Consider the following 26,161-nt stretch of genomic DNA (forward strand, 5'->3'; position numbering starts at 1 on the left):
GGTCGTCCCACCTGCCCCGCCGAGCAGTCAAAGGTCTCGGACCGGGCGCGGGACGGCATACCAAGGTATGACGCAGGTGCAGCCTGTGGACTGATGCGCCGCAGGCCGGTGGTCCCGCACAGTAGAAACATGATTCAGGTAAAGAACCTCGTGACCACCTACGGGGACTTCACCGCAGTGGACGATGTGTCGTTCACAGCCGAGGCAGGACGGGTGACCGGTTTCCTCGGTCCCAACGGGGCGGGCAAGTCCACCACCATGCGCGTAATGACCGGGCTGACCCCGGCGACCAGAGGCACCGCCACGGTGCTCGGCACGCCCTATGCAGCACTGCAGAACCCGGGACGCCACGTGGGTGTCCTGCTCGACGCCTCAGCACAGCACGCCGGCCGGACCGGGCGTGAGGTGCTCACCCTGGGCGCTATGACCCTGGGCATCAACAACCGTCGCGTCGACCAGATGCTCGAGGTCGTCGGCCTGACCCAGCAGGAGGCCAAGCGCCGCGTGCGCAACTACTCCCTGGGCATGCGGCAGCGGCTCGGTCTGGCCAATGCGCTGCTCGGCGACCCCAAGGTCCTGATCCTCGACGAGCCGGCCAACGGGCTGGACCCGGCGGGCATCCGCTGGATGCGGGACCTGCTCGACACCTTCGCGGGCGAGGGCGGCACCGTGCTGCTCTCCAGCCACCTGCTGCACGAGATCGAGAAGATCGCTGACGACATCGTCGTGATCGGTCGCGGCCGCATCGTGGCCCAGGGCACCAAGGAGGAGCTGCTGCGCCCCTCCGGCTCCCTGGTGCGCAGCATCGATGACAGCAAGCTCCAGGCGGCCCTGGTCGCCGAGGGGATCGAGGCCAACCCGGTGCCCGGCGGCGGGCTCAGCGTGGACGCAGAGACCCCGCGCGTGGGCTCGATCGCCTTCGCCGCGGGCGTGATGCTGACCGAGCTGCGCGGCGCGGACAGCCAGGGCCTGGAGGACATGTTCCTCACTCTCACCTCGGACGACGCACGACAGGAGACGGCAGCATGAGCACCGCACTCGGCACCACCACACCGGACACCCAGCACGGCCAGCAGACGGCGACCACTGGCGGTTTCCACCTGCCGACCATCGACGCACCGATCAAGCCGATCCCGTTCAGCCGGCTCGTGCGGGTCGAGGCACGCAAGCAGGTCGACACCCTCGCCGGGCGCTGGTTCCTGATCGTCCTCGGACTGGTCATCGCCGTCGTGATGACGATCATGCTCTTCGTCGACCAGGGCGACCACAGCTACGGCTCCTACCTCGCGGCGGCCGGGGTGCCGCTCGGCATCGGTCTGCCGGTGCTGGGCATCATGTCCGCGACCCAGGAGTGGAGCCAGCGCACCGCGATGACCACCTTCGCGCTGGTGCCGCGCCGGGGCCAGGTCATCTGGGCCAAGATCGTCAGCACCGTCCTGATCGGACTCGGCGCGGTCGTGGCCACCCTCGTCCTCGGCGCTGTGGGACGACTGCTCGGTGACCTGCGTGGCGCGGAGACCCCCTGGGGCATCAACGGCTGGATGATCGCCGGACTGACCCTGATGCTGGTCCTCTATGTCCTGCAGGGTCTGGCGTTCGGTCTGGCCTTCCTGAACACTCCGGCGGCGATCGTGGCCTACTTCGCCCTGCCGACGTTGCTGCCGCTGATGATGCTCGTCAGCTGGCTGCGGACGCCCTACGAGTGGATTGATCTGACGATGACGACGTCGCCCCTGACCATGGGGCAGGCACTCACCGGCGAGCAGTGGGCACAGCTCGCGGTGTCGGTGGCCGTGTGGATTGGAGTCCCCATGGCCATCGGGGTGTGGCGCGTGCTGCGCCGCGAGGTCAAGTGACCTGCGCGTAGCCCCGCACCCATCGGGGAAAGGACGTCAGTGGAGCCTGGGGGCAGGCTCCGCTGACGTCCTTCTGTTGTGCGGCGGAGGGTGTGTGACCGCCTCCGTCCGGGAGCCAGACCGCTGGCCAGCAGGGGTGCGTTTCCCCACGGCATACGGCCCGATCTCGGTGGTCGTCGGATAACGACTCCGTATCGGTTGTGTGGCCAGGTATTCACCGGCGCGCCGCGTGAGGCATGGTGGTCACGTTCACCGGCTGTTCTGTGCTGCTCCGGCGCAGGCACATCAGGAAGGCACGAACCATGACGACTCGCACCCGGGCGCTCGCCGCAGCGCTCTCCCTCTCCTTCCTGCTCACCGCCTGCAACGCGGGGTCCAGCAGCGAGGACCCGACCGAGGACACTCCCGACACCGGGTCGAGCACCGACGCCGGACAGGGCACCGCCGCACCAGCTGGCGACGAGACCGTGCGGGTCGGCCTGGTCGCCGAGCCGGCCAGCCTGGACTTCACCACCACCGATGGCGCGGCCATCCCGCAGGCCCTGCTCTACAACGTCTACGAGACGCTGGTCAAGGTCGACCAGAGCGGTGAGATCGTGCCGGCGCTGGCCAGTGACTACGAGGTCAGCGAGGACGGGCTCACCTACACCTTCACCCTGCAGCAGGGGGTGACCTTCAGCAACGGCGAGGCCTTCACGGCCGAGGACGTCGTCACGTCCTTCGAGGCGGTGCAGAACGACTGGACGGTCAGCCTCAAGAGCCAGTTCGAGATCATCGAGTCGGTCGAGGCCACCAGCGACACCGAGGTGGTGGTCACCCTGACCCACCCGAGCAACTCCTTCCTCTACAGCCTGACCACCCGGGTCGGCGCGATCTTCGACTCCGGCAGCATGAGTGACCTGGCCACCCGCCCGATCGGGACCGGTCCCTACACCTTCGGGGACTGGAACCCCGGTGCCTCGATCACGCTGCAGCGCAACGCGGACTACTGGGGCGACGAGCCCTACTTCTCCCAGGTGGTGCTGAGCTACTTCAAGGACGCCAACGCGCTGAACAGCGCCATGCTCACCGATGGCATCGACGTGGTCGGCACCGTGCAGGCCCCCGAGGCGCTGAGCGAGTTCGAGGACGGCGACTACCAGATCATCGAGGGCACGACCAACGGCGAGGTCGTCCTGAGCTTCAACAACGAGACGGAGCCCTTCCAGGACCTGCGGGTGCGGCAGGCGGCCCGCCACGCCATCGACCACCAGGCCCTGCTGGACACCTGCTGGGACGGACGGGGCGCGCTCATCGGCAGCATGGTCCCGCCGACCGACCCCTGGTACGAGGACCGCACCGGTGACTACCCCTACGACGTGGAGGCCGCCAAGGCACTGATGGAGGAGGCCGGCGCCGAGGGTGTCGCGGTGCGCCTGCGGATCCCGACGCTGCCCTACGCCCAGGCCTGCGCCCCCGTGGTGGAGACCATGCTGGAGGAGGTCGGCTTCGACGTCACCATCGACGACCTGGAGTTCCCGGCGGCCTGGGTCGAGGACGTCTTCACCAACGCCGACTACGAGATGTCGATCGTCTCGCACGTGGAGCCCCGCGACCTCGGCAACGTCTTCGGCAACCCCGACTACTACATCCGCTATGGCACCCCCGAGCTGCGCGCACTGCTGGAGGAGGCGGACGCCGGCAGCGAGGAGGTCCAGGTGGAGAAGATGAAGGAGGCCGCAGCCCTCATCTCCGAGGACGCCGCCTCCGACTTCCTCTTCCTGCTGCCCAACCTGATCGTGGCGGACCCGGACATCACCGGCCTCCCGGAGAACGCGCTCTCCGAGTCCTTCGACCTGGCCAACCTCGCCCGCGGCTGAGTGGGACGCGCCGGTGACGGGAGTGCGCGGGTGAGTCGTGTGCCGGTGCACCGTGCCGGCGCGCGGCTGACGGGAGCCTGACCGAGGTGCTGCTCCGCGTCCTGCAACGCTTCCTGGTGCTGGTGGCCAGCCTCGCCGTGGCCTCGGTGCTGGTGTTTGCGTTCATGCAGGTGCTGCCGGGAGATCCGGCACGGATCGCGCTGGGGATGAACTCCTCGGAGGAGTCCGTGGCCCGGTTGCGCGAGCAGTTCGGCCTGGACCGACCGCTGCTCGTGCAGTATGCCGACTGGTTGCGTGGGTTGTTCACCCTGGACCTGGGCGTGGAGTGGGTCAGCAAGGCCCCCATCGCCCCGCAACTGGTGGACCGGTTTGCGGTCACCGCGTGGCTCGTCGGGGTCTCCATGATCCTGGCGCTGGTCATCGCGCTGCCGGTCGGCACCTGGATGGCCGTGCGGCACCGCCACGCGGACGGCGTGGCGCTGTCGGCCCTGTCCCAGGTCGGCGTGGCGGTCCCCGCCTTCCTGGCCGGCATCATCCTGATCACCTACTTCTCCAAGCAGCTGCAGTGGTTCCCCTCCGGCGGGTGGGTGCCCCCGGCCCAGGACCCGGTCGAGTTCCTGCGCCGGCTCGCGCTGCCAGCGATCTCGCTGGCCCTGGTGCAGGCCTCCGTGCTGGCCCGTTATGTCCGCTCGGCGGTCCTCGACGTGCTGCGCGAGGACTATCTGCGCACCGCCCGGGCCAAGGGGCTGCGCCCGATGCAGGCGCTGACCCGGCACGGGCTGCGCAACGCCGCGGTGCCGATCGTGACCATCCTGGGTCTGCAGCTGGCGACCCTGCTCATCGGTGCGGTCGTCGTGGAGCGGGTCTTCGTCATCCCCGGTCTGGGCAGCTTCCTGCTCGACTCGGTCGCCTCACGCGAGCTGATCACCGTGCAGACCATCGTGATGGTCCTGGTCGCGGCCGTGCTCATCATCAACTTCCTGGTCGACACGCTCTATCTGCTCATCGACCCACGACTGCGCACAGGAGCCCGCTGATGGGCGGCCGGCGGCTCAACGCCCCGCTCCTCATCGGCGGGGCGCTGGTCCTGCTGGTGGTGGCGATGGCGCTGATCTCCTACGTCTGGACGCCCTACGAGTTCAAGTACCTCCCCGTCCCTAAGGAGCAGACCCCCAATGCGGAGCACTGGTTGGGCACCGACCGCTCTGCCCGTGACGTGCTCACCCAGATCCTGCTCGGTGCCCGCACCACCCTCCTCGTCGGTCTCGTCGCGGTCGCCGTCGCGGCGGTGATCGGCGTCCCGATCGGCATCCTCGCGGCGATGTCACCGGGCTGGTTCGGTCAGCTGGTCATGCGCGGCAACGACATCCTGCTGGCCTTCCCGGCGCTGCTGCTGGCGATCATGTTCTCCGCGATCTATGGCGGGGGCACGGTCGTGGCCATGATCGCGATCGGCATCGCCACGATCCCGGCGTTCGCGCGGGTGGTGCGCTCAGGGGCCTTGCAGGTGGTCAACACCGAGTATGTCGCTGCCGCCCGGATCGCCGGCCGCGGACCGCTCCCGATCGCCTGGCAGCACGTGCTGCCCAATGTGGTCGGCCTGGTCATCGTGCAGGCCTCGGTCTCCTTCGCCATCGCGATCCTGGCCGAGGCGGCGCTGTCCTATCTCGGGCTGGGCACCCCGACCGGTGAGCCCTCGTGGGGGCGGATGCTGCTGGAGTCCCAGAACGTGCTGCACCGCTCGCCGCACCTGGCGGTCATCCCCGGCGCGGCGATCGCGCTGGCGGTGCTGGGTTTCAACCTCTTCGGTGACGGACTGCGCGACTACCTCGACCCCAAGCTGGAGGGGCGATGAGCATCCCACCCACCCCAGCGAGCGCACCGGGTGGCGGTGCGAGCGTCCTCAGCGTCACGGGACTGGACGTGCGGGCCGGCTCGACGCAGTTGCTGCACGACGTGACCTTCGCCATCAACCGCGGGGAGCGGGTCGGGCTCATCGGCGAGTCCGGGTCGGGCAAGTCCCTCACCGCGCTCGCGGTCATGGGACTGCTCGCGGAGGGACTGACCGCCACCGGCGAGGTCCGCCTGGCCGGGCAGGACAAGGAGCTGCTCGGTGCCTCCGAGGGGCGCCTGAGCCACATCCGCGGCAACGACATGGCGATGATCTTCCAGGAGCCGATGACGGCCCTGAACCCGACGATGAAGGTCGGCGCCCAGGTGGCCGAGGTGATGACCCTGCACGGCACCGCCAACCGGCGGGCAGCGGCACGGCGCGCGGTCGACCTGCTCGGGCACGTGGGACTCCCCGACGCCGCGGCGGTGGCGCGCTCCTATCCCCATCAGCTCTCCGGCGGCCAGCGTCAACGGGTGGTCGCTGCGATCGCGCTGGCCAACGACCCGCTGCTGCTGGTTTGCGACGAGCCGACCACCGCGCTGGACGTGACGGTGCAGGCCCTCGTGCTCGACCTCATCGTCAGCGGCGTGGAGGAACGCGACGCGGCGATGCTCTTCATCACCCACGACCTGGCCGTCGTCGCCACCGTCTGCGAGCGGGTGCTGGTGATGTATGGCGGACGCATCGTCGAGGCTGGCCCCGTCACCGAGGTGCTGGGCAACCCGCAGCACCGCTACACGCAGGGGCTGGTCGCGGCCAGCGACCTGGAGCGGGCGCGCGGTGCGAGTCAGCGCGAGCCGTTGCCGACGATCGCCGGCAACGTGCCCCCGGCTGGACGGTTCCCCGACGGGTGCGTCTTCCGCAACCGGTGTGACTTTGCGACGACCGCTTGCGAGGAGTTGCCGCCGTGGACCCCCCGCGGCGACCACGAGGCTGGGGAGCGAGCCTTCGGCTACGCCTGCTTCCACCCGGTGGCAGGTGAGACCGATGAGTGACGAGGACACGGCACACGACGCGCCCGGTCGGGGTGAATCGCCGCAACCTGGTGCTCTCGGTGAGGGCGAAAACGCGCAACACGCCGCGCCCGGTCGGGAGGTGGCCATCAGCCTGCGCGGGGTGCACCGAGAGTTCCGGCGGCCCCGCACCTCCCTGACCCGCCCGGGTGCGGTGGTGCACGCGGTGCGCGACGTGAGCCTGGAGATCCCGGCCGGGGTCCGGTTCGGCCTGGTGGGGGAGTCGGGCTCGGGCAAGACGACACTGCTGAAGATGATCAGCGGGCTCGACCACCCCACCTCCGGTGAGGTGCTCATCGAGGGCCAACCCATCCACGGCCGCTCCCAGCGTCAGCTGAAGTGGCTGCGCCGCCGCCTGCAACTGGTCTTTCAGGACCCGATGAGCTCGCTGGACCCTCGCATGAGGGTCCGCGAAATCATCGCTGAGCCCCTTGTCGCACAAGGGATTCCGCGAGGGTCCACAGTTGACGAGCTGCTGGAGCGGGTGGGCCTCCCGGCGGACTCCGCCCGACGGTTCCCCCATCAGTTCAGTGGCGGTCAGCGGCAACGGATCTCGGTGGCCCGGGCCCTGGCGCCGGACCCGCACATCCTGATCGCCGACGAGCCGGTCAGCGCCCTGGACGTCTCGGTGCGCGCGCAGGTGCTCAACCTGATCGACGAGGTGGTCGACGGCTTCGATCTGACCCTGGTCTTCGTCTCCCACGACCTGTCGGTGGTGCGGCACGTCTGCGAGCAGGTCGCCGTGATGCGGGCCGGTCAGATCGTCGAGGTCGGACCGACCGAGCAGCTCTACGAGGACCCGCAGCACCCCTACACCCGACAGCTGCTGGCCTCCGTGCCACGGCTGGGGGCAGCGCTGGCCGGTCGCTCCGCCGCCGAGCTGGCCGCCCGGACGAGGGCCGCGCTGCAGGCCGAGGGGGTGGGGGAGGACGAGGTCGACGCCGTGGTCGATGATGAGCCTCGACCCACCCTGCCCAGTGAGGAGGATCCCCATGCCTGAGGGTGACCTGCCGGCATACCGTCCGTTGGTGATCGACGAGGAGGCGGTGGTGGCCTTCACGCAGGAGCTGGTGCGGATCCGCTCGGTCAACGACCCGAGCGCCGGCACCGCCGAGGCCGAGGCAGCCGCGCTGGTCGAGCAGCGGATGCGGGACCTCGGGTGGGATCCCGAGGTGAGCGAGGTCGCGCCCGGACGGCCCAATGTGGTGGCGGTCATCGCTGGCGGCGGCGGTCCCGGCCCCACCCTCATGCTCGAGGGACACACCGACGTGGTGACCGAGGGCGACCTCGCGGCGTGGAGCTTCGACCCCTACGCCGGTGACATCGTGGACGGTCAGCTCCGGGGGCGCGGCAGCGCCGACATGAAGGCCGGTGTGGCCGCGATGATCTATGCCGCCAAGGCGCTGGTCGACGCCGGGCCCTTCCCCGGGCGGCTCGTGCTCGCTGCCCTGGTCGACGAGGAGGGCCTGATGCTCGGCGCCAAGGCGTTCGCCCGCACACCGTTGGCCGCGCAGATCGACGGCGCGATCTGCTGCGAGCCGGAGGCGGGCGAGATCTGCGCCGTCTCCAAGGGCGCGGTGCGGCTGCTCATCCGGTTCGAGGGGGCGATGGCACACGGCGCGATGCCACAGCACGCCCGCAACCCCGTGCCGGTCGCGGCCGAGTTCATCCGCCGGGTCGCTGACGTCGAGGCCCAGCTGCTGACTCGGCACGGGGTCCACGAACACCTCGGGCAGGTCTTCATCACCCCCACGGTCGTGCAGGCCGGGGACACCGACCAGATCAACGTGATCCCGGCGGTGGCCCTCGTCTGCCTGGACATCCGCACCATTCCCGGCGTCGACCACGTCGCCCTCGACGGTGAGCTCACCGAGCTGGCCGGACGCTGCGGCGAGGGCGCCGGGGTCACCGCCACCGTCGAGGTCATCGACGACCGTCCCCCGGTGGACACCCCCGTCGACCACCCCATGATCGTCGCGCTCGCGGCCGCCCACGAGGCGGTCACCGGCGAGCCGGCGGTCTATGGCGGGGTGCCCGGGGCGACCGACGGCACGATCCTGACCCGGGACGCCGGCATCCCGACCGTCGTCTACGGCCCCGGTGGCAAGTGGATCGCCCACCAGGCCGATGAGTATGTCGAGGTGTCGGAAATCATCCAGGCCACCTCGGTCTATGCCGAGGCGGCGCGACGGTTCCTCCACGGGTGATGCGGACCCGCGGGACGTGTCGGCATACCGGCCTGGCTAGGGTGGCGGGGTGAGCACACCGTCGGGGCAGGGGCCGCGCGGCGACGACCAGTCCAGCGCCCCGATCGCCCCCATCCCGCAGCAGTCCGGTCAGCACAAGAGCAACACCGCCAGCATCATGTGGGCGATCGCGACGATCGTGGTCGCGCTGGTCGGAGGCTTCCTGATCTACACGGCGATCACGCAGGACGACGAGCCCGCAGAGGCCGGCCCCGGCTCGTCAGCGGACTCCACCGCAGACTCGGAGACCGACGCCTCCCAGGAACTGACCGAGGCTGACCCGACCGAGGCTGACCCGGCTGGTGAGACTCCCGAGCCGGGCACCGGTGCCGGGACCGCACAGGCCGCCCCGGAGTCCGCGGCGGCGCCGACGGCCGCCCCCGAGGAGCCAGCGACCGAGCGGCCCACGCTGTCCGACGAGCAGCGCCAGTTCCTGCTCGACCTGCCCCGACGTGAGGCCGATGACCCGCTGGCCAAGGGTGACGTGGACGCGCCGGTCGTGATCATCGAGTATGCCGACTACCGCTGCCCGTTCTGCGCCTCCTGGGGTCGGGACGTCCAGCCCGCCCTGCAGGACCTCATCGACGACGGCACCGTCCGCTTCGAGTTCCGCGACCGGGTCCTGTTCGGGGAGGACTCCGAGGCCACCGCCCTCGCCGCGCGGGCGGCCGGGGAGCAGGGAATGTACTGGGAATACCACGACGCGGTCTTCGCCGCGGCGCCCGACAGTGGCCACCCGGACATGCCGCGGGAGAAGCTGCTCGGCCTCGCCGAGGACATCGGCATCCCCGACCTGGCCAGCTTCGAGGCCGACCTGGACTCCGACGAGCTGCGCGAGGCGATGGAGGCCGACAACGCCGAGGCCGACTCGCTGGGGGTGCGGTCCACACCGACCTTCCTGGTCAACACCACCGCCTTGGTGGGGGCGCAGCCCGAGCAGGTCTTCCGCCAGGCGATCGAGCAGGAACTGACTGCCGTGCAGGACGGTCGCTGACCAGGCCCGGGACGCCACGGCATACTCACCCCATGACGACGCAGGATGACACCAGCACCGGGCCGGACCCGATGTGGGCCCTGGACCCGCAGGTGCGACCGGGTCCGACCAACTCGCTCGTCGACGTGGCCGGCCTGCGGGTCGGACAGCACGACCGGCGTGGCGATGGCTGGCTGACCGGCACGACCGTGGTGCTCGCGCCGCCGGAGGGGGCGGTGGCCGGGGTCGATGTCCGCGGCGGCGGACCGGGGACGCGGGAGACCGACCTGCTCGACCCGCTCAACCAGGTCGACCGGGTCCACGCCATCGTCCTGACCGGGGGCAGTGCCTTCGGGCTCGCTGCCGCCGACGGCGTCATGCAACAGCTGTATGCCGAGGGTGTCGGCTTCCCCGCCGGGCCGGAACCCGGCCAGGTGGTCCCCATCGTCCCGGCCGCAGTGGTCTTCGACCTGGGCCGTGGCGGCGACTTCGGCGCCACCCCTGACGCGTCGTTCGGGACCGCCGCCTGCGCCGCAGCCACCACTGCCGCCCCGGCCCTCGGCTCGGTCGGGGCCGGCACCGGTGCCGAGTGCGGCGGGCTCAAGGGCGGGGTGGGCTCGGCCAGCGCGGTCCTGCCGGACGGCACGACCGTGGCGGCGCTGGTGGTGGCCAACCCCGGCGGGCACGTGCTGGACCTGCGCACCGGAGGGCTGCTCGGTGCCTCGGCCCTGCTGGAGGGTGACCTGGATGTCCTGGGCGAGCGCGCGGCATACGGTCTGCGCCGTCCCGACCCCGGGGAGCTCCAGGAGGCGCGGGAGCGGGCCGGTGCCCGGTCGGGCGGGCTGATGCCCAAGGTGCTGGCCACCACCATCGGAGTGATCGCGACCGACGCGACGCTCACCAAGGCGCAGGCAGCCAAGGTCGCCGGCATCGGACACGACGGCATGGCCCGGGCGATCGACCCGGTGCACACGATGTTTGACGGCGACACCCTGTTCACGATCGCCACGGGCGCCCGGCCGGCGCCGGACCCGGTGGCCTTCCACGGGTTGCTGACCGTGGCCGCGCGCACCGTGACCCGGGCGATCGTGCGGGCCGTGCTCGCCGCGGAGGGGTGCCAGACCCCGGCGGGGACCGTGCGGTCCTACTGCGAGGCCTTCCCCAGCGCGGTCACCACCTCCTGACGGCGGCAGCACCCAGCGCCCGCGCCGTCATCACCTCCTGACGGCGGCAGCGCCGAGCACCCACCCAGGCTCAGGCTCCTGTCCCAACGGTGCCACGGCACGTTGTGGACCTCAGATTTCATTGCCTGCCCCGCGTCGGCCTTCCTACTGTCGAATCCACGAGCACAGCCAACAGCTGCGCTTCACCGGATCGGCTTCTGGGGAAGGACGCCATGTCGACGCACACGACACAGACCACGCGAGACGAGGACACTGCAGGAGCGTTGGACGCCGTCCGGCCGCTGCTGCGCCGAGACGTGCTGTATGCCGACACCGGGCAGGGTGTCTTCATCCGGCACGCTGACGATGCGTTCGTCATGCGGGGCAGCAGCATCTATCGGTGGCTGTCTGTTCTGGCGCCGCACCTGGACGGTTCGCTCACCGTCGGGGACCTGCGCAGCTCCCTGCCGGAGGCGCAGCAGCAGATGCTGACCTCCCTCGTCACGGTCCTCCTGGAGCGCAACTTCGCCCGCGACAGCGTCCCCGAGGAGCTCGGCGAGGCCGTGCTGGACCACCCGTTCGCCGGTCAGATCGAGTTCATCCGGCACTACGTCGACGCCCCGGTCCAGCGCTTCGAGCGGTTCCGCGCGGCCCGGGTCCAGATCCTGGGATCCGGCACCCTCGCAGAGTCCACCGCCCGGATCCTGCGGGACAACGGGCTGGAGAGCGCCACGGTCACCGACCAGGTGCCGACGCGGCCGGGCGACCTCGCTGCCGACGTGGTGATCGCCCTCGGCGACGAGATCGGCCTGGACGGGGTGCGCGCCCTGGCACGGGTGGCGGCCGACGCCGGCGTGCCACTCATCCCCGCCGTGACGGTCGGCGGCAGGACTTTCGTGGGTCCCTTGCTGGATGCGGCGAGCACCACGGGAGTCGACTCCTTGATCGCCCGGCTGGGCGCCGGGCTGGACAGCGACGAAGGCGCCGACTTCTGGCGCCGTCTGGCAGGCCAGCCGTCCGCTGCTCGTCCGGCCGTGGTCGACCAGCACGCCTCGATGCTCGGCACCCTGATCGGCTTTGAGGCGTTCCGTTTGCTGACCGGGTGCCTGGATCCCGAGACCCGCGAGGCGGTGGTCGTCCAGAACCTGGAGACCCTTGACATCGTCAAGGAGCCGTTGTTGGGACACCCGGCTGACCCACGGGCCACCGACCGTGTCGCCGAGACGCCGGCCGACGAACTGCGGGCCGCGGTGGATGTCCTCCTCGACCCCGAGGCGGAGGTGGAGTCCCGGGCACTGCACGAGCAGGCCGACGGTTACCTCGACCTGGTGCGCCACCACACTGGCGTCTTCCGGCAGTTCACCGATCTGGAGATCGACCAGTCCCCGCTGAAGGTGGGCCGGGTGGAGGTCGGTGGACTCGTCGGTCGCGACGGGTCGGCCGCCGCCCGCCGCACCATCACCGGCTTTCACACCCGCACCCCGCTCCAGGCGCGCTTCCGCGCCCTGTGCGAGGCCTCCTTGCAGTATGTCGACACCTGGGGCCCAGAGGCAGCTCGCCAGGTCCTGGAGCAGGTGGACGTCCCGGTCACCACGCTGGACGTGTGGAGTGGGCTGGCCCCGCAGGCCGACGGCACCGGGGTCTGGGCGACCAGTCTGGTGACCGGTGACCGGCGTCGTGTCCCGACTGCTGCGGCCTACCCCTTCTCCTCCGCCAATGCTGGCCAGCAGGTGCTGACCAGCACGGTTGGCGCCGGCGCAGCGGCCACGGCGGCGGACGCCGCGATCGCGGGCTTCTACTCGGCCGTGACCTTCCGTGCCGTGATGACGGCGGTGCGCCGCGGTGCGCCGCTGGACACGGTCGAGGTGCAGGGCGGCGAGCTGGGAACCGTCCTGCGTTTCCTCACCGACACCTGCCGCACCCTCGACCTGTCGCCGGTGCTCGTCGATGTGTCCCTGCCGGGCTGCGGCGGCACGGTGATCGCCTACGTCGAGCGTGACGGTGAGCCCGTGGTCGCCCTGGCGACCGGGGCATCCGTCGAGCTGGCCGTGGTTGACGCCCTGGTGTCCTTGGTCGGGCGCATCCAGACGGATGGTCCGGCGACCACCGAGGTGGGACCGCTCGCCGACCTTGACCCGCGCGGTCTGCCGCTGTCCGGCCTGAGCCGCCCGGCCGCAACCGAGCGCCTGTCGGTCACCGCGATGACTGCCGCGCTCGGCCCCGACACCGATGTCCTCGTGGTGGACACCGGCCTTCCCGATCTTGCTCAGGGCGGCATCCGGACCGCTCGGGTCCTCTTGACCACAGCCTCCGGACCCTCTGGTGAGGACGCTCCTCTGGCGTCTGACGACGGACCGACCCACCCCGAGAGGAGGTGAAGAAGACCATGGACCCCTTTCTGACTACTGAGATCGCGTCGTTGGAGGCCGAGACCTTTGAGGTGCTCGAGCTCACGGAGGTTGCTGAGGACATGGCGGCCTGGAGCTCGTGCTCCACGTCAAGTTGCTGCTCGACGTCGAGCTCCAGCTGTGGCAGCACGTCCAGCTGCTCCTGCAGTTGTGCCTCGACCAGCAGTTGTGCCTGACCTGTCCGCACCACAGAGAACGGAGAAAGCATGACGACGCGATTCCCACACGAGGAGCTTGTGCAGTTGGAGGTCGAGACCTTTGAGGTCCTCGAGCTCGCCGAGGTTGCCGAGGACATGGCGGCGTGGTGTTCGTGCTCCACGTCCAGCTGCTGCTCCACGTCGAGCTCGAGCTGTAGCAGCACCTGCTCCTGCAGTTGCGCGAGCTGTGCCTGAGATCACCGATCTGGGTCTGCGACCCGGGTCAGTTCTGAGATTGACCCCGGTGTCACCACGCCGGGACACCCATGTGAAGGAGATCAGATATGTCCATCAACAGCCTGGGGCGTGAGCTCAAGGAGCTCGAGGTCGAGACCTTCGAGGTCATCGACATCGCTGACGCCTCGCAGGACATGGACGGTGCCACGAGCACCTCCTCCTGTGCCTGCTCCACGACGTCCTGCTGCAGCTGTTCCACGTCGAGCTGCTGCGGCTGCACCAGTTGTTCGTGCGGCTCCACCAGCAGTTGCGCCTGAGGCAACACCGGCTGATCGCTCCCCGGCGGTGTCCGGGAACACCGCCGGGGAGTCCGGCACCACCTCACGACCCACCAGAGCATTGAAAGGGAGTCACATGTTCGCCATCGCCACCTCTGAGGCTGTGCCCACGGAGACGACCGCCGCCGAGATCGGCGGGCGCCGCATCAGCTACGACACGCTGGGCACGGTCAACGTGCTGCCACCCGAGGTGGGACGCTTGCGTGCCGCGCGGCTCGCGGCCGAGAACCCGGACGTGGTGGCCCTCACCCGCGGTAGCTCGGTGCTCCTGGTCCCCTTCACCGCGCCGGTGCCCGGCACGGGAGGGTGCTTCCACTGCCTGGAACGCCGCTGGCAACTGCTGCGTGGCGAGGACGAGCGCAACGCCCTGGAACTGGGCGCGTCGATGGAGGCGGCCGCCACGGCCCCCTTCCTGACCGGCTTCGGACGATCCCTGGTGGAGTCGACTCTCGAGAGCCTCGCGGACACCGACTGGCCCACCACCGAGGCCGGGCTGACCCAGGTCTTCCACGTGCGCCTCGATGCGGGGGCGATGACGCGTTACCCGCTCACCGCCGACGCCGACTGCCCGCTGTGCGACCTGCGCGAGGACGACAGCGCAGAGGCCGCGGCGCTGGTCCTGACCCCGCAGCTGAAGCCGACGCCCGACGCGACCCGGGTGCGCAGCATCCACGACTACCCCCTCGACCCGGACACCTACGCCAACCCGATCTGCGGGATGCTCGGCACGGTCGCCGGCCGGGCCTACGACTCGACGACCACCGCCCCGGTGACCGGCTACACGCGTATCCGCGGCGACTACCACCTGCACGAGTTCTTCTGGAGCGGTCACGCGGACAACTTCGCCGACAGCCAGATCCTGGGAATCCTCGAGGGGCTGGAGCGACACTCCGGGCTGCGTGAGCGTCGGATCCGCCCGGCCGTCGTGGACACCTTCGAGAACGTGCGGGAGCACGCCCTGGACCCGCGGTCCGTCGGGCTCTACCCGGACATCTTCTACGAGCTGATCGGATCGCGCTTCACGACCTTCCGCGATGACCTACCCATCCCCTGGGTGTGGGCTCACAGCCTGCGGGACAACCGTCAGGTCCTGGTGCCGCACGCCTTCGTCTACTACCTGATCAACGACCCGGCGACCAACTTCCTCCAGGAGTGCTCCAACGGGTGCGCGACCGGTGGCAGCCGCGAGGAGGCCACGCTCTACGGGCTCCTGGAGCTGCTGGAGCGGGATGCCTTCCTCAATGCCTGGTACGGCAAGGCGCCACTGCCAGAGATCGACACCTCGACCTGCCGTTCCCCACAGATCCGCATGATGGTCGACCGCCTCTCCCTCATGGGTTACGACGTGCGGATGTTTGACAACCGCATCGACCTGCCAGTGCCCTGCGTCACGGGTGTCGCGGTCCGGCGCGACGGCGGACTGGGCACGCTCTCCTTCGCCGCGGGGGCCGGGCTCGACCCAGAGGACGCCATCCGCGCGGCGCTGTGCGAGATCGCCTCCTATGTGCCCAGCTTCCCCGAGCGGGTGGCCGAGCACCTGGACCTCGTCCGGTCGATGCAGGAGGACTACCTCGTGGTCCAGGAGCTCAAGCACCACGCGCTGCTCTACGGCGTCCCGGAGATGGCCCAGCACGCGGACTTCCTGCTCGCCCAGGACCGGGAGCCCCAGTCCGTGCAGGAGCTGTATGCCGAGTGGGAGCGTGATCGTCCCCGCACCGGTGACCTCACGGACGACCTCAACGCGGTCGTGCAGGCCATCACGGACCGTGGACTCGATGTCCTGATGGCCGACCAGACCTCGCCCGAGCAGCGTTCGGTCGGCCTGACGACCGTCTCCACCATCGTGCCGGGCCTCATCCCGATCGACTTCGGGTGGACCATGCAGCGCGCGTTGTCGATGCGCCGGCTGCGGGTCGCTCCGGTGGCCGCGGGCTGGCGGGAGACTGAGCTGACGGCCGATGACCTGAACATGCACCCCCACCCGTTCCCGTGAACACCCGCCCCCCGAGACCACAGAGCACAGCGACGTGAGAAGGAGCCCACGATGACCGCAACTGCTACCGCCACCTACATGCACGACATCCTGCGCCGTGGTCGGGTCCCGATGGCCCCCCTGGAGTACGACGTGCCCTGGGACGACCAACCTCGCCGCTACAAGGTCTATCCCGGCACGCAGTCCATCGCCCTGGCGCGGCAGGCTCCCGCGGTGGACCGGCCCCTGGGCTATGCGCTCGGGTGCTCGCGCCGGGAGCGGCCCGGTGACTTCGACCTGGCCTCGCTGGGCAGCATGCTGTGGCACTCCTACGGTCTGTCGGGTCGGCGTGCTGCGGTGCACCGCAACGACGATGTGCCTGCCATGCCGTGGTACGACCGGGCGGTCTGGTCCCGCGGGACCGCCTCCGGAGGAGGTCTCTATCCCATCGAGATCTACCTGGTGACCAACGGCGAACAGGGACTGGCACCGGGGATCTACAACTGGAACAGTGCCCGGCACTCGCTGAGCAGGCTCGCCGTCGGCAACTATCTCGGCCGCATCCAGGACTCGCTCGGGCCGCACGCCACGGGGGCGGGCAGCTATCTGGTGTTGTCCATCAAGTTCTGGCAGAACGCCTTCAAGTACAACAGCTTCTGCCCCCACGTGACCGCCATGGACATCGGCACGGTCTTGGCAACCTGGGAGCTGTGGTGCCGCAACCAGGGCCTGCCGCTGCGAGCCAACCTCTGGTTTGACGAGCGTGACCTCAATGACCTCCTGGGTCTCGACGGCTATGCGGAGAGCACGGTGGCTGTTGTGCCGGTGCCCATGGGCGGCGCCGTCGCCCAGGGCGGGCGACACAGCACGCCCGTCCGACACCGTGAGCACGAGAAGTCCCGGGCGCCGCGCAGTTTTGAGGTCATCGACGACATCCAGTCCGAGATCCTCGCTGCTGCGGGCGGCGACAACCCATGGCAGGTGCCTCCGCCGCCGCCCCGGAAGCCACGACACGCGCCGGACGATGCCGCCCCCCACGTGGTGCTGCCCGCGCAGCCCCTCGGTGAGATGCCGCTACGTGAGGTGCTGCTGCGGCGCAGGAGCAGCTTTGGTCGATTCGCCGCCGATCCACCGATCAGCCAGGGCGACCTGCGCGCCATCCTGGACGCGGTCAATGCCGCCAATGACGGGTTTGGCATTGCTGGCGAGTTGCCGGATGACCTGGTCAGCACCTGGGTCTGCGCGACCCACGTCACGGATGTCGCCAAGGGAATCTATCGCTACGAGGGCTCCACGGGGGAACTCTCCCAGACCCTCGAGGCCGGGCTGGAGCTGTTCTTGCAGGGCAACTACTTCCTGCGCAACTACGACATGGCACGGATCGCGGCCGTCATCGTCCTGACCGGCCGACCCGGTCAGATCATCGAGCACTACGGGCCGCGGGGACTGCGGTTGCAGAACGCCGCGATCGGCGCAGCCACGCAGTACGGCTATCTCGCCGCGACCGCTCGCGGCCTGGGCTGTGGTGCCGCCCTCGGCTTCGACAACACCTCCTACGGGGAGGCCTTCGGAACCGCCTCGTTGGAGGCGGATGACACCACGGCAGAGTGGCCGATGCTGATTCTCATGGTCGGCCACGAGGACACCGCAGGTGCCCAGATGCACCTGCGCCTGGCAGAGGAGAGCACGCGATGACCGAGCTGGATATCCGACCTGAGACCCAGGCCTTCCCGTCCCGAACTGATCAACCCCAAGCTGACCAACCCCGAACTGATCAACTCCGAGCTGATCAACTCCGAGCTGATCAACCCCGGGCCACCCCGCCCCGGGCCGCGGGCACCGAGTCAGCCGACCAGGCCTGCACCTTCAACCCGCACTTTGTCTCCCGTTCCGGTGGCCTGCCGTATGACGTGGTGGCCGGGCTGTCGAGCCCACGCGCCGCGGACTGGGCCCGTGAGGTCCTGGCCGGTGAGGCCCGGCTGGCTGGCGCGGGGGAGCGCATCGGGTTGCTCCTGGAATCGGCCATCGGTGGCAACGCCGACCAGGCCAACCGTCAGGCGCTCCTGAGACTTCGTCGCGACGTGCACAACCAGCGGCTCCCCCGCGACCCCGAGGCCGCGCTGTCCGCGGTCGCCGGCCACGGCACGGAGCTGCGGGACACCCTGACCCGGTGGCTCGCGGACTGTCGCGAACTCCAGGACACCGTGTCAGACGGTGAGGAAGCGCTCGCCGAGGACGTCGCTGCCGCACGCCGGCACCTACTGGACCTGGCGGAGAACGAGGTCTTCCGCCAGGGCCTGACCCTCGCCTCGCCCCTGCTGGATGCCCGCCTGGGTGACTACGCCCAGAGCGTCGAGTCCGGGCGGGAGACCAAGAAGTCGCGCAAGCAGGCCAGGTCCCTGCTGCACTACGTCTATCGCACCGCCTGCAAGACCAGCCCGTTCAGCACCCTGACGACGGTCGCCCCCGGGCGACTGTCCGAGGAGACGGACGCCCTGGTCGCCGGTTCCGGTGACCTGAGCCGCGTCGTGGGCAGCACCCGGCTCAACGTCGCAGTGGTCCCGCGCATCGTCGAGGCCCTGCGCCTCCACCCCGAGCACAGCCTCGACCTGCCGCTGGAGCTGGTGACCGGATGGGAGATCCGCTCGGAGCGATTGCGCTATCTGCGCCGCCGCCGGGTCACCAACCGCTCGGATGCGGGGGCGATCACCCTCGACTCGATGCAGGAGAACGTCTTCTATCTGGCAGCAGGACAGTTGCTGGCCCAGCTGATCGAGGTCCTCACCTCCGCTCCCGGCACCACGCTCGGGCAGGTGGCCGAGGCGATGCACGACCGGCTGGAGACGGCCTCCCGGGAGGACATCGACAGGTTCCTGGACTCGGTGGTCCGCCTGGACCTGGTCACCACCCCGCAGCTGCAGGTCGACCTGCACTCGGACGACCCGACCCGGGCCTTCACGGCCGGGCTGCGGGCGATCGGCCAGCCGTGGGCGGAGCAGATCGCGGGGCGGCTCGACCGGGTCAGCGACCTCGTGGACCAGTTCGCCAGTGCCTCAGCCAGCGACCGCCGGGAACTGCTGCGGGCCACGCGCGGCGAACTGGAGGAGGTGATGACCTCGCTGGACGCACCGGAGGGCTCAGTGCCCCAGACCCTGATCTATGAGGACACCGCCCCCGACGGCCACGAGGTGCTCGCCTCCCGGACCCGCTGGGAGCAGGACCTGGCTCCGGCCCTCCACCGGGTCGCGAGCATCCTGCCGGTCTTCGACGCCCTCGCGCCGCAGCGCTACCTGCTGACCGGATTCTTCACGGTGCGCTTCGGACGCGGCGGGGTCTGCTACGACCTGGTGAAGCTGGTGCAGGACTTCCACCTCGACATCTTTGACGAGTTCCTCAAGACGACGAGCGGGCCGGGACTCACCGACGATGACGGGCTGCCCGCCGCGCCCCCCAACTGGCTGGACCTCGCGGAGGTTGACGCCCTGCACCAGGGTCGGTTAGCGCTGATCCGGGGCATGCGCCGCGCCTTCGCCACCGTCGACGACGTGCACGACGAACTGGTGCTGCCCGAGACGTTCTTCGACGACATCGTCGCCGAGCTGCCCGCCGGGACCGGGGACCCGGACCCGCGCAGCTTCTTCGCACAGTTCATCGGTGGTGACCGACCCGGTGTGGTGCTCAACAAGTCCTACACCGGTCTGTCCCTGATGTTCTCCCGCTTCCTGCACGCTCTCGCGCAGGACGGTCAACCCGGTGCCGGGCTGGTCGAGGACCTGCGGGCGCACCTGCTGGAGCACCAACCGGACGATGCGGTCTTTGCTGAGATCACCGGAGGGGTGGACACCACCAACCTCAACCTGCACCCCTCGGTGACGGCCTACGAGATCGTCTGTCCCGGTGAGGTCACCAGCCGCTCTGAGGCGGACCGCATCTATGTGTCGGACCTGGAGGTGCGCCACGACCCGCAGACCGAGCAGCTGGTGCTCTTCTGCCCTCGGTTGGGCAAGCGGGTCATCCCGGTCTACCTGGGCTTCCTGCTGCCGTTCGCGCTCTCGGACATCCAACGTGTCCTCCTGCTGTTCTCGCTCAACAAGATGGCCCAGCTCGACCTGTGGAGCGGCACCGATGCCCCGCTCGGTGAGCAGGTCATCAGCTCCCATCCCCGGGTCCGCTATGGCGACGTCGTCCTGGTCCGGGAGACCTGGAAGGCCAACCCCGACAAGCTCCCGCACCGCCGGGACTTCGACTCGGCGTCGAGGTGGTATCTGGAGTGGCAGCGATTCCGGGCCACCCACGGCCTGCCCCGCCACGTCTTCGCCACTCTGTCGGCCGGTGGGGGAGAGGAGCTGGAGGACCAGCCGGACCAGACCAGGCCGGAGACCGACGGCGCGGGGATGAGCGCCAGCCGTGGGAAGCCGCAATACATCGACTTCACCAGCGAGCCCTGTCTGCAGCTCCTCGACGACATGCTGCGCCAGCAGACCGCCCGCATCGTGTTCAACGAGATGCTCCCGGGCCCGGAGGCCCTGTGGCTGACCGATGACCACGGGTCCTACGTCTCAGAGCAGACCTTTGAGCTGATCATCACGGAAGGGTCCCCATCATGACCACGTCCACCGCACCCCGAGCTTTGGCCGCGCTCCAGGAGCCACCCGTGGCCGAGGACTGGATCGCACTGCACATCTTTTACAGCAGCAACTCCAACCCGCTGCTGGAGGAGTGCGTCCAGCCCCTCGTCGACACCCTGCGCGAGGAGGGCCTGATCGACGGCTGGTTCTTCATCCGCTACTGGATGGAGGGGCCGCACATCCGGCTCCGGCTGCACCCCACGGACCCTGAGGACCGGGCGGTCGTCCTGGCCCGGACGCGCTATGCCGCGGAGACCTTCATCAAGAGCCGCCCCTCCCTCTACAAGAGTGATCCGTCCGTGCTCGGGACCCTCTACAAGGACATGTTCCTCATGGAGTACTCCGAGGCAGAGTGGGAGGAGAAGTACGGCACCGACGGCAGCATGCCGATGCAGGAGAGCAACACCATCGCCGAGTACCCCTACGAACCGGAGTACGTGAAGTACGGCGGCCCCCACGGCGTGCGGCTGGCCGAGCAGCACTTCGAGCACTCCAGCGACACCGTGCTGCGGCTCGTGGCCAGCACCAACCTGCACGTGCGCAATGTGATGTTCGGGCTGGCCCTGCAGCTGATGGCGGTCAGCACGCTGACCTTCCTGCCGCGCCCCGAGGACGGAGTTCGCTTCCACGAGGGTTACCAGACGATGTGGGAGACCACGATGCTGGCCAAGGACTCTCCCACCCGGGACGGGTTCGAGACCAACTACCAGGAGATGGCCGCCCAGCTGGGTGAGCGCCTCTCGGCGGTGCGCACCGCGATCGAGACGGGCCGACCGGAGAGCCTGCCGGGGTTCCTCGGTGACTGGGCGGCGCACATGGCGCAGACCCGCGACCGGGTCCTGGCCGCGACCGACGCCGGTGACCTGGTCTTTCCCGAGCGGATCCTGGAGGGTGACCGCGTGGTGACCACCGACCCTGAGGTGACCCTGCGCACGATGCTGGTGCCCTTCATCCACATGACCAACAACCGGTTGGGGGTCAGCATCGTGGAGGAGGTCTACCTCTCCCACCTGCTGGCCCGCTACCTCGAGACGCTGCTGGCGGACGTGGCCTGATGGCCTCCACCCTGGCCCCGCACGCCACGCCGGTCCTCGGCGAGGAGGTGACGGTCGGTCCGCCCGTCCGCCGGGTGGGCCAGACCGTGCACGTCGTGCGTGACCTCCGCTCGGACGGCTACTTCCAGGTCTCGCCCCGGGAGGCCTTCGTGCTCGCCCGGCTGGACGGCACCCAGACCTTCGGGCAGATCGAGGAGGACTACGAGGCGGAGTTCGGCAAGGCTCTCGCCGATGCCTCCTGGCACCAGTTGATGGGGCTTCTCTATACCCGCCGGCTCCTCGTGCCACCGGGGGAGTCCCCGCAGGCCAGCCAGACGGCATACGACCGACTGCGTGAGCAGAACACCGCGGGTCGGGCCACGCCGGCGCGCCTGACCAGGGTGCGCCTGCCGCTGATCGACCCCGGTGCAGCCATCGGATGGCTGCAGCGCAGGGCGGCGTGGCTGCTGCACCCGGCAACCGCCGCCGTCGCGGGCGTGCTCGTCCTGCTGATGCTGGCGACCGTCGGGGCGCACCTGCCGGCGCTCTGGGAGGGGTATGCCGACAGCTGGACCAGCGCGCCGCTCTCGGTCGCCGTCGGGGTCGTCGTGGTCTTGCTGTCGCTGGTGGTGCACGAGTTCACGCACGCGGTGACCTGCGTCCAGTTCGGTGGCCGGTGCCGGGAGATCGGCCTCTCCTGGAGATTTCCCCTGGTCACGGTCTACACCAAGGTCGAGGACATCTATCTGGTGTCGCACCGGTGGCAGCGGGTCGTGGTGTCCCTGTCCGGGGTCCTGGCTGGGTTGGTTGTGCTGCTGCCGGTCTTCGTGACGTGGTTGCTGGTGCCAGCGGGGCACCCGGTCGCGGACACCTGCGTGGTGGTGCTCATCCTCGGCGCCATGGCACAGCTGGTCAACCTGGTGCCGGTCCTCGGGCTGGACGGGCAGAAGGCCCTGAGCCACGCCCTCGGCGTCTGGGACATCGCGGCCGAGAGCCGCTCGTGGTGGAAAGCAGTCCTGCGTCGCGGTCCGATCCCGGCAGCCTCCGGCGCGGCCCGCTGGGTGGTGCCGGTCTATGGCCTGGTCGTGATGATCCTGCTGAGCGTGGTGACGTTGTGGACCCTGTGGGTGGCTGGACACCTGCTCCTCACCGGGGAGGTGCCCTGGTGAGCGCCGTGACCCTGCAAGTAGCACCCCGCCGGACCAGGGTTGATGACAGTCTCTCGGTCCGCATCGAGGGGTTGACGCCGTATGCCCCGGCAGACCTGGTCGTGACGACGACCGATGGTGCGCTGCGGGTGTGGACCTCGCGCTCGGCCTTCCGGGCCGACAGTGAGGGGGTGATCGATCTGACGCGGGACGCTCCGCTGACCGGGAGCTCCTATGCGGGTGTCGATCCGACCGGTCCGCTGTGGTCCGTGGTGGGTGATGGCACCGCGCTGTTCCGCAAGCAGCGCGCGACGCCGCTCCAGTACCGGTTTGCCGTCGAGCTCGGGACGGCCGGTGAGGTGGCAGTGGTGGACGCGGTGGTGCGCCATTTCGGTCACCGGGTGGTGGAGGAGTCGGTCGCCGAGCCAGGCATCGTCGGGACGGTGCACCGGCCCGGGGACCGGCAGCCCCGTCCCGCTGTGCTGTTGCTCGGCGGGTCGGACGGCGGGAGCCTGAACCACGCCGCGTCACTGCTGGCGGACGAGGGTTACGTGGTCCTGGCGCTGGCCTACTTCGGGGTCGAGGACCGACCCCCGACGCTCGCCGGGATCGACCTCGACGACATCGATGGAGCAGTCTCCTGGCTCCTGGCCAGGCCCGACGTGACCGGCGCGCAGATCGCAGCGGTCGGCATCTCACGCGGTGCTGAGCTGGCCCTGCAACTGGCCTCCGACAACCCCCGGGTCGGCGCGGTCGTCGCCGTGGCCCCCTCGGCCCTGCGCCAGCCGGGCCTGACCACCAACTTCTCCGACTTCACCCACGCGGCCTGGGTGCGCGGCGCGGTTCCGCTGCCGTTCAACGGCTCGAAGCTGGGGATGCGTGACTGGCTGGGGAGCGCGTGGGGGATGCTGCGCAGGCGTCCGATGCGACAGGTCGAGTCCTTCCGTGAGGACCTGCGCCATCCCGACCGGGTGCGCCGGGCCGGGATCGCGGTGGAACGGTGCACCGGACCGCTCCTGCTGGTCAGTGGAGAGGACGATCAGCTCTGGCCGTCCGCGGAGTTCGCTGACCTGATCCTGGCGCGGCTCCACGCCCACGGCCGGGTCGAGCTGGCCGAGGACCTGCGCTATGCCCGGGTCGGGCACTTCGTGGCTTTCCCGATGGGCATCCCCGGCATGCCACCGTCGATTGACCTGAGCCCGACCTCCTTCTTCAGCATCGACTTCGGCGGGGAGCGGGCCGAGCACGCCGCCGCTGCCGTGAACGCCTGGGTGCGGCAGCTGGACTTCCTGGATCGGTGGCGGTCCGGGCTCGATCCGGCTCCTCCAGCACTCGACGGTCTCCCAATGTCCACCGCAATGCTCGACGACCTGCATCCAGCGCCCGCCGGCGTGTCCGGCGCCGCAGAGAGGAGGACCCGATGACTGTCGCGGTCCAGTGCACCCATGTGTCCAAAACCTACCCAGGGGGCGTCACGGCGCTCCGTGGCATTGATCTGAGCATCCAGGCCGGTCAGATCTACGGCCTGGTGGGGCGCAATGGCGCCGGCAAGACGACCCTGATGCGCATCCTCGTGGGCCTGGTTGCGCCGACCGGGGGCCAAGCCAGCGTGCTGGGCCACCCGGCTGGCGGGTGCTCAACCGGTCAGCTCGTGGGGTCGCTCATCGAGACACCTGCCTATTATCCGCACCTGAGCGGGCGGGACAACCTGCTCCTCCTGGCCCGCTACCTGGGTGAGTCGGCTCCCGCTGTCGAGCGGGTCCTGGAGACGGTCGGTCTCAGTGAGCGCGCACGCAGCAGGTTCTCCGGCTACTCGCTGGGCATGAAGCAGCGGCTCGGGATCGCCGGTGCCCTGCTGGGTGACCCACCCGTGCTGATCCTGGACGAGCCGGTCAACGGGCTGGACCCGCAGGCCATGGTCTACGTGCGTGACCTCCTCGCGCGGGTCCGGGACGAGGGACGGACGGTGCTGCTCTCCAGCCACCTGCTGGCCGAGCTCGAGCAGGTCTGTGACCGGGTCGCGATCCTTCACGAGGGCGCCGTCGTCTCCGAGGGGACCCCCGAGGAGCTGCGCCGGGGGACAGGCAGTGGCATCAGCATCGTGCTGGAGGTGTCCGACACGGCCGAGGCCGTGCGGGTGCTGGAGTCGGCTGAGGGCGTCACCGACGTGCGGGCCAGCGGCGGCGCCGTGCACGCCCGCTCCACGGACGGCAGCACCACCCCGGTGGTCCGAGCCCTCGTCGGGGCGGGGATCGAGGTCCGATCCGTCACGCAGGGTGAATCCCTGGAATCGGCCTACCTGGCACTGACCGCAGATCCCGATGCGGGAACCGAGCATGTGGTGAGAGGAGCAGTCTCATGAGCGCAGTGACTGCGCAGCCGGTGATGGTTCGGCGATCGCCTGGCGTCCGATACCTGCGGGCCGAGCTGTCCGCCCTGAGTCGCCGACCGGGCGTGCGCATCGCGGTTGGCGTCTGGTTGCTCCAGATCCTGGTGTTCGCCTACGTGGTGCAGTTCACCGTCTACCGCGCCATGGGCGCCGAGCTCGATCCGGAGCAGGCAGCGAACATGGTCGCCTCGCTCGCCCCCGAACTGGCCGGGACGTATGTCGCGGCCTCCGTTCCGGGATACGGCATCCCGGTCTTCGTCGTGCTGGGGGCGCTCGTGGCCGCTGGTGACTACCGCTTCGGCACGCTGGGCACCCTCGTCGCCCGCTGTCCACACCGGGTGAGCTTTCTGCTGGCCCGCTATGGCGCCATCCTGGCCGTCCTCGCGGTCACCGCGGTGCTCACGGTCGTGCTCGGACTGGTGAGCGGTGCAGCACTGACCCTCCTTGAGGGTGGCTCGCTGCGACTCGACCTGGGCAACCTGGCGGCCGGGGCCGCGGGGGTCTGGATCATGTCCACCGGCTATGCGACGGTCGGCTTCTCCCTCGGCATCCTGCTGCGCAACACGATGACGGCCTCGGTGGTGGCGATCGCCTGGCTGGTGGCCGTCGAGATGTTGCTCATCGGGGGCCTCGCGGGGGCCCTGCCCGTCGCCGACGCCGCCCGCTCCGTGCTGCTGACACCCAACGTCGGCTCGCTGGCGGCTGCACTGGACCACGGAGGGGTGACCAGTGGACAGGGGCTGCCCGGAGTCGGAGCAGTGACCGACGGCTGGGTCGCGGTGCTGATCATCCTGGTGTGGACGGTCGTGGGGCTGGCGCTCGCCGTGCGGGCGTTCCAGCGCCGTGATGTGCTGTGAGTGGGACGA

The 26,161-nt window shown here is 69.8% G+C and carries 20 protein-coding genes; 19 read left to right on the forward strand and 1 reads right to left on the reverse strand.

The features are described 5' to 3' along the window. Window positions 1–129 precede the first annotated feature (129 nt). The 11 genes from FNH13_RS02440 to FNH13_RS02490 all read left to right on the forward strand — a co-directional run bounded on the left by FNH13_RS02440 (window position 130) and on the right by FNH13_RS02490 (window position 13,382). Window positions 130–1,029 (forward strand): ABC transporter ATP-binding protein, encoded by a 900-nt coding sequence (locus FNH13_RS02440; RefSeq protein WP_143781987.1) that lies wholly within the window; start codon window positions 130–132, stop codon window positions 1,027–1,029. After that, the gene (locus tag FNH13_RS02445; RefSeq protein ID WP_143781988.1) at window positions 1,026–1,856 is read left to right on the forward strand and encodes an ABC transporter permease; all 831 of its coding nucleotides are present in this window, start codon (window positions 1,026–1,028) and stop codon (window positions 1,854–1,856) included. Before FNH13_RS02440 ends, FNH13_RS02445 begins: the two co-directional genes overlap by 4 nt. Before the next feature lie 302 nt (window positions 1,857–2,158). Then, window positions 2,159–3,715: an ABC transporter substrate-binding protein gene (locus FNH13_RS02450; protein WP_143781989.1), complete on the forward strand. Its 1,557-nt coding sequence runs from the start codon at window positions 2,159–2,161 to the stop codon at window positions 3,713–3,715. 86 nt (window positions 3,716–3,801) lie between these two features. Next, entirely contained in the window at window positions 3,802–4,752 is a 951-nt protein-coding gene (locus FNH13_RS02455; protein ID WP_143781990.1) for an ABC transporter permease, read from the forward strand. After that, window positions 4,752–5,570 carry an ABC transporter permease gene (locus tag FNH13_RS02460; RefSeq protein ID WP_143781991.1) on the forward strand — a complete coding sequence of 273 codons (819 nt, stop codon included), beginning with the start codon at window positions 4,752–4,754 and terminating at the stop codon, window positions 5,568–5,570. The genes FNH13_RS02455 and FNH13_RS02460 overlap by 1 nt, the downstream gene beginning before the upstream one ends. Then, on the forward strand, window positions 5,567–6,604 hold the full coding sequence (locus FNH13_RS02465; RefSeq protein WP_143781992.1) for an ABC transporter ATP-binding protein: 1,038 nt from the start codon (window positions 5,567–5,569) through the stop codon (window positions 6,602–6,604). The genes FNH13_RS02460 and FNH13_RS02465 overlap by 4 nt, the downstream gene beginning before the upstream one ends. Beyond that, window positions 6,597–7,622: an ATP-binding cassette domain-containing protein gene (locus tag FNH13_RS02470; protein WP_143781993.1), complete on the forward strand. Its 1,026-nt coding sequence runs from the start codon at window positions 6,597–6,599 to the stop codon at window positions 7,620–7,622. The genes FNH13_RS02465 and FNH13_RS02470 overlap by 8 nt, the downstream gene beginning before the upstream one ends. Next, window positions 7,615–8,829, forward strand: a complete 1,215-nt coding sequence (locus tag FNH13_RS02475) for a M20 family metallopeptidase (protein ID WP_143781994.1) — start codon at window positions 7,615–7,617, stop codon at window positions 8,827–8,829. Before FNH13_RS02470 ends, FNH13_RS02475 begins: the two co-directional genes overlap by 8 nt. A gap of 49 nt (window positions 8,830–8,878) precedes the next feature. Further along, complete coding sequence (locus FNH13_RS02480) at window positions 8,879–9,862, forward strand: DsbA family protein (RefSeq protein ID WP_143781995.1); 984 nt, start codon at window positions 8,879–8,881, stop codon at window positions 9,860–9,862. Between the two features lie 32 nt (window positions 9,863–9,894). Continuing rightward, window positions 9,895–11,025, forward strand: a complete 1,131-nt coding sequence (locus tag FNH13_RS02485) for a P1 family peptidase (protein WP_228266544.1) — start codon at window positions 9,895–9,897, stop codon at window positions 11,023–11,025. A 212-nt stretch (window positions 11,026–11,237) separates the two neighbouring features. Then, window positions 11,238–13,382: a YcaO-like family protein gene (locus tag FNH13_RS02490; RefSeq protein ID WP_143781996.1), complete on the forward strand. Its 2,145-nt coding sequence runs from the start codon at window positions 11,238–11,240 to the stop codon at window positions 13,380–13,382. Window positions 13,383–13,856: 474 nt separating this feature from the next. On the opposite strand, the gene FNH13_RS20045 is transcribed toward FNH13_RS02490, so the two are convergent. Beyond that, the gene (locus FNH13_RS20045) at window positions 13,857–14,111 is read right to left on the reverse strand and encodes a hypothetical protein (protein ID WP_228266547.1); all 255 of its coding nucleotides are present in this window, start codon (window positions 14,109–14,111) and stop codon (window positions 13,857–13,859) included. A gap of 89 nt (window positions 14,112–14,200) precedes the next feature. Between FNH13_RS20045 and FNH13_RS02510 the strand changes: the two genes are divergently transcribed. Genes FNH13_RS02510 through FNH13_RS02540 form a run of 8 tightly spaced genes read left to right on the forward strand, consistent with a single transcriptional unit; the run spans window position 14,201 to window position 26,152 of the window. Then, window positions 14,201–16,117 carry a TOMM precursor leader peptide-binding protein gene (locus tag FNH13_RS02510; RefSeq protein WP_143782000.1) on the forward strand — a complete coding sequence of 639 codons (1,917 nt, stop codon included), beginning with the start codon at window positions 14,201–14,203 and terminating at the stop codon, window positions 16,115–16,117. Window positions 16,118–16,168: 51 nt separating this feature from the next. Then, window positions 16,169–17,791 (forward strand): SagB family peptide dehydrogenase, encoded by a 1,623-nt coding sequence (locus FNH13_RS02515; protein ID WP_143782001.1) that lies wholly within the window; start codon window positions 16,169–16,171, stop codon window positions 17,789–17,791. Continuing rightward, the gene (locus FNH13_RS02520; RefSeq protein ID WP_143782002.1) at window positions 17,788–20,703 is read left to right on the forward strand and encodes a lantibiotic dehydratase; all 2,916 of its coding nucleotides are present in this window, start codon (window positions 17,788–17,790) and stop codon (window positions 20,701–20,703) included. The genes FNH13_RS02515 and FNH13_RS02520 overlap by 4 nt, the downstream gene beginning before the upstream one ends. Then, entirely contained in the window at window positions 20,700–21,779 is a 1,080-nt protein-coding gene (locus FNH13_RS02525; RefSeq protein WP_143782003.1) for a thiopeptide-type bacteriocin biosynthesis protein, read from the forward strand. Before FNH13_RS02520 ends, FNH13_RS02525 begins: the two co-directional genes overlap by 4 nt. Then, window positions 21,779–22,927 (forward strand): M50 family metallopeptidase, encoded by a 1,149-nt coding sequence (locus tag FNH13_RS18925; RefSeq protein ID WP_165699984.1) that lies wholly within the window; start codon window positions 21,779–21,781, stop codon window positions 22,925–22,927. Before FNH13_RS02525 ends, FNH13_RS18925 begins: the two co-directional genes overlap by 1 nt. Beyond that, on the forward strand, window positions 22,924–24,330 hold the full coding sequence (locus FNH13_RS02530) for an acyl-CoA thioesterase/bile acid-CoA:amino acid N-acyltransferase family protein (RefSeq protein WP_165699985.1): 1,407 nt from the start codon (window positions 22,924–22,926) through the stop codon (window positions 24,328–24,330). The genes FNH13_RS18925 and FNH13_RS02530 overlap by 4 nt, the downstream gene beginning before the upstream one ends. Then, window positions 24,327–25,268, forward strand: coding sequence for an ABC transporter ATP-binding protein (locus FNH13_RS02535; protein ID WP_143782005.1), 942 nt, complete (start codon window positions 24,327–24,329; stop codon window positions 25,266–25,268). Before FNH13_RS02530 ends, FNH13_RS02535 begins: the two co-directional genes overlap by 4 nt. Continuing rightward, complete coding sequence (locus tag FNH13_RS02540) at window positions 25,265–26,152, forward strand: ABC transporter permease subunit (RefSeq protein ID WP_143782006.1); 888 nt, start codon at window positions 25,265–25,267, stop codon at window positions 26,150–26,152. Before FNH13_RS02535 ends, FNH13_RS02540 begins: the two co-directional genes overlap by 4 nt. Window positions 26,153–26,161: the final 9 nt, after the last annotated feature.

Source organism: Ornithinimicrobium ciconiae (genome assembly GCF_007197575.1).
Classification (GTDB): domain Bacteria; phylum Actinomycetota; class Actinomycetes; order Actinomycetales; family Dermatophilaceae; genus Ornithinicoccus; species Ornithinicoccus ciconiae.

Bases quoted from the DNA above. Each gene is read 5' to 3' on its own strand.
- FNH13_RS02440 (WP_143781987.1), top strand. From the start codon at position 130: ATGATTCAGGTAAAGAACCTCGTGACCACCTACGGGGACTTCACCGCA.
- FNH13_RS02445 (WP_143781988.1), top strand. From the start codon at position 1,026: ATGAGCACCGCACTCGGCACCACCACACCGGACACCCAGCACGGCCAG.
- FNH13_RS02450 (WP_143781989.1), top strand. From the start codon at position 2,159: ATGACGACTCGCACCCGGGCGCTCGCCGCAGCGCTCTCCCTCTCCTTC.
- FNH13_RS02460 (WP_143781991.1), top strand. From the start codon at position 4,752: ATGGGCGGCCGGCGGCTCAACGCCCCGCTCCTCATCGGCGGGGCGCTG.
- FNH13_RS02465 (WP_143781992.1), top strand. From the start codon at position 5,567: ATGAGCATCCCACCCACCCCAGCGAGCGCACCGGGTGGCGGTGCGAGC.
- FNH13_RS02470 (WP_143781993.1), top strand. From the start codon at position 6,597: ATGAGTGACGAGGACACGGCACACGACGCGCCCGGTCGGGGTGAATCG.
- FNH13_RS02475 (WP_143781994.1), top strand. From the start codon at position 7,615: ATGCCTGAGGGTGACCTGCCGGCATACCGTCCGTTGGTGATCGACGAG.
- FNH13_RS02485 (WP_228266544.1), top strand. From the start codon at position 9,895: ATGACGACGCAGGATGACACCAGCACCGGGCCGGACCCGATGTGGGCC.
- FNH13_RS02490 (WP_143781996.1), top strand. From the start codon at position 11,238: ATGTCGACGCACACGACACAGACCACGCGAGACGAGGACACTGCAGGA.
- FNH13_RS02510 (WP_143782000.1), top strand. From the start codon at position 14,201: ATGTTCGCCATCGCCACCTCTGAGGCTGTGCCCACGGAGACGACCGCC.
- FNH13_RS02515 (WP_143782001.1), top strand. From the start codon at position 16,169: ATGACCGCAACTGCTACCGCCACCTACATGCACGACATCCTGCGCCGT.
- FNH13_RS02520 (WP_143782002.1), top strand. From the start codon at position 17,788: ATGACCGAGCTGGATATCCGACCTGAGACCCAGGCCTTCCCGTCCCGA.
- FNH13_RS02525 (WP_143782003.1), top strand. From the start codon at position 20,700: ATGACCACGTCCACCGCACCCCGAGCTTTGGCCGCGCTCCAGGAGCCA.
- FNH13_RS18925 (WP_165699984.1), top strand. From the start codon at position 21,779: ATGGCCTCCACCCTGGCCCCGCACGCCACGCCGGTCCTCGGCGAGGAG.
- FNH13_RS02535 (WP_143782005.1), top strand. From the start codon at position 24,327: ATGACTGTCGCGGTCCAGTGCACCCATGTGTCCAAAACCTACCCAGGG.
- FNH13_RS02540 (WP_143782006.1), top strand. From the start codon at position 25,265: ATGAGCGCAGTGACTGCGCAGCCGGTGATGGTTCGGCGATCGCCTGGC.